The following is a 2,975-nucleotide window of genomic DNA, read 5'->3' as shown; positions in this document are numbered from 1 at the left end:
GAGCGTCGGCGCTTAACAACTTCTTAACTGCCACGGTGCTAATAAGGCTGCGATTCTGCCGGACTCGCTGACCGAAATCCCTTCGGTCGCGCCCCGGCCGGGGATTGCCTTGCCACCGTTCACCTCCCTGTCGACCCTGTCGCCGCGCCTGGCGCGTCTGAGCCCGGCCGCGCGCGCCTGGCTGCTGGGTGCGTTCGCCCTGGCGCTGTTCTGCCTGCAGGCGCAGGGACGCGCAGTGATCGGCTTCGACTCGCGCTTCGTGCTGTTCGCCCAGGAAATGCTGCGCCACGGCCCGAGCCTGTTCCCCACGACCTATGGCGAGCCCTACCCGGACTACCCGGGCACCTCGACCCTGCTCATCTACCTGTTGTCCCTGCCGTTCGGCCGGGTCGACAACCTGGCCGCCTGGCTGCCCACGGCGCTGGCCGGCACTGCCGTGCTGGTGCTGGTGTACCGCCTGCTGGAGCCGATCTCGTCGCGTTGGGCGCTGCTCGCCGTGGCCATGCTGCTGCTGACCGTCACCTTCGTCAGCGAGACCCGCGCGGTGTCGCTGGACCAGATGGTCGCGGCGCTGGCGCTGGGCGCCTTCTACCGTGCCTACAACGATCGCGAGCGCCCGCTGGCGCGTACCCTGGGTTGGCAGGTGGCGCTGCTGCTGGCCGGCTTCCTGGTGCGCGGCCCGTTGGGCCTGGTGATTCCCGCCGCGGTGGTCTGTGCCTGCCACCTGGCGGCCGACGACTGGCGACGCCTGCTGGGTTTCGGTCTCTGCGCCGGCACGCTGCTGGTGCTCTGCTGCCTGGCCCTGCTCGGCCTCGCCGAACACAGTGGAGGCGCCGCTTTCGCCCGCGAGGTACTGCAGATGCAGGTGGTCGGGCGCCTCGACGGCAGCGCCGGCTCCAGTTCGCCGCTGTACTACTTCCTCAGCGCGCCGGGCAACTACGCGCTGGCCTTCCCGCTGGCGCTGCCGGCGCTGGCGCTGGCCTTCGGCCGGCCCGGTCGCGCGGAGCCGACGGCCACCCGAATCCTGTTGCGCGCCTGCGTTCTCGCCGCGCTGCTGGTGATGATCGGGCTGTCTGTGCCGCAGGCGAAGAAGGCGCGCTACATCCTGGCGATGGCGCCCTTCGCCGCGATCCTCGCCGCCTATCCCTTCCAGGTGGCCGGCAACCGCCTGGCGGGGCTGCTGCGGGGCATCCTGCAAGGGCTCTGGCTGGCCCTTCCGGGCGTGCTGTGCCTGGCATTGCTGGTGGCTCGGCGGCGCTTCCCGGAGCTGGCGAGCGACTATGCTCCCGAGCTTTACCGCAGCCTGGCGTTGCTGTTGGCGCTGCAGGCCCTGGCGCTGTTTTTCGCCTGGCGTCCGCGTCAGCGCGCCCTTGGCCTGGCGGCCTGCGCCGCGTTGTCGATGTGGGCCGCCTATATCCTGGCCTTCGAGCCGATCGAGCGCGGCCTCTACGATACCCGTGGGTTCACCCTGGCGGCCGACGCCGTCATGGCCGCGAAACCGGCCCCGGTCGCCTTCGTCGGCCTGGGCCGTGACGCCAAGGCGATCAAGTACCTGGTCAACCTCGACCACGACCTGGCGCCGCGCTTCATCGATGACCCGGGCCAGCTCGATGGCCTGCGCGGTCCGGCGTACCTGGTGATGGAGGCGGCGCGCCAGCGCGCCCTGGGCGATTCGCCCGTGGAGCGCTTGCGACCGCTGGTGGCCGCCGAGTTCGATCGCGAACCCTTCGTGCTGCTTTACCTGCCCGCCGACCCCTCGCTTGCGGGTGATCGCTGACCGATGAAGCGCTTCCTCTTCCTGGCCGGCTGCATCCTGTCGTTGTGCGCCTGCGGCGCCGGCCCCGGCGAGCGCCGGCATATCGCCCGCGACCAGGCGTTCCTGCGCGAACACCCGTTGCCGCCGCTGGCGCTGCAGCCGCGCGCCGACACTTTCGTGCTGCCGGTGCTGCCGGATACCCAGTACTACGCGGAGAACAACCGCCAGCAGCGCTCGCTCCTGCAGCGCAGCCAGCGTTACCCCGGCCTCTCCTACGACCCGGCGATGGCCTTCTTCGCCCAGACCCACTGGCTGGCGCAGAACGCCACGGCCCTGCAGGTGCCCTTGGTGGTGCACCTGGGGGATGTCGTACAGAACGCCAGCAACCTCGGCCAGTGGCGGGTGGCGAGCAGCGCCATGCGCCTGCTGGAGGAGGGGGGTGTGCCCTACGCGATCATGACCGGCGAGCGCGACATCCAGGGCGACGTGCCGGCCGACGAGGAGCGCTCGCTGCGCGACCACTTCGCCGACTATTTCGGCCCGCAGCGCGCCACCTGGCAGAGCACCTACGCCGGCAGCGACCCGCTGGGGCTGAGCCAGTACCACCGCTTCCGCGTCGGCCAGCAGGAGTTCCTGCTGCTGGCGCTGGATTGCAGTCCCAGCGACGCCACCCTGGCCTGGGCCCAGCAGGTGCTCGACAAGCATCCGCATACGCCGGTGATCCTCGCCTCCCACGGTATCCGCCCGCCGGCGGCTGGTGGCGGGCGCCTGTGGGACCGGCTGATTCGCGGCAACGACCAGATTTTCCTGACCCTCAGCAGCCAACTGGAAGGCTCCAGCCACCAGCGCTTGAGCAACGACCATGGCTTGAGCGTGGACATGCTGCGCTTCGACTACCAGGCCCAGTACCTGGGCGGCAACGGCCTGTTGCGCCTGCTGGAGTTCGACCTGGGGCACAACCGCCTGGAGGCGCTGACGCTGTCGCCGTGGGTGCTGTGGAAGCGCCGTTACCTGGGCAAGACCATGCGTCAGTGCCATGACCCGGCCGCGCTGGCCGACTGCGATCAGCTGGCGCCTGGTGCGAGCGAAGGCTGGGACAATCGCTACGTGCTCGAGCTGGACTTCCGTCAGCGCTTCGCCGCTTTCGGCGGCGCGGGTTTGTCCGCCGCGCAGGCGGACGCCGGTCCCGGCCTGCTGGGACAGTTAAAACGGCAGTTGA

Annotated in this window: 2 protein-coding genes; both read left to right on the top strand. The window is 70.2% G+C overall.

The window, feature by feature from the left end; all coding sequences use genetic code 11:
- Window positions 1–109: 109 nt before the first annotated feature.
- Window positions 110–1,777: a phospholipid carrier-dependent glycosyltransferase gene (locus tag P3W75_RS26545; protein ID WP_276230297.1), complete on the top strand. Its 1,668-nt coding sequence runs from the start codon at window positions 110–112 to the stop codon at window positions 1,775–1,777.
- A gap of 3 nt (window positions 1,778–1,780) precedes the next feature.
- Window positions 1,781–2,975, top strand: a 1,195-nt coding sequence (locus P3W75_RS26540) for a calcineurin (RefSeq protein ID WP_276230296.1), incomplete at its 3' end; no start/stop codon positions are given.

Source organism: Pseudomonas citronellolis (genome assembly GCF_029335315.1).
GTDB classification, from domain to species: domain Bacteria; phylum Pseudomonadota; class Gammaproteobacteria; order Pseudomonadales; family Pseudomonadaceae; genus Pseudomonas; species Pseudomonas citronellolis_A.
The sequence above is the reverse complement of the archived record's forward strand: the minus strand, read 5'-3'. Positions and strand labels throughout refer to the sequence as shown.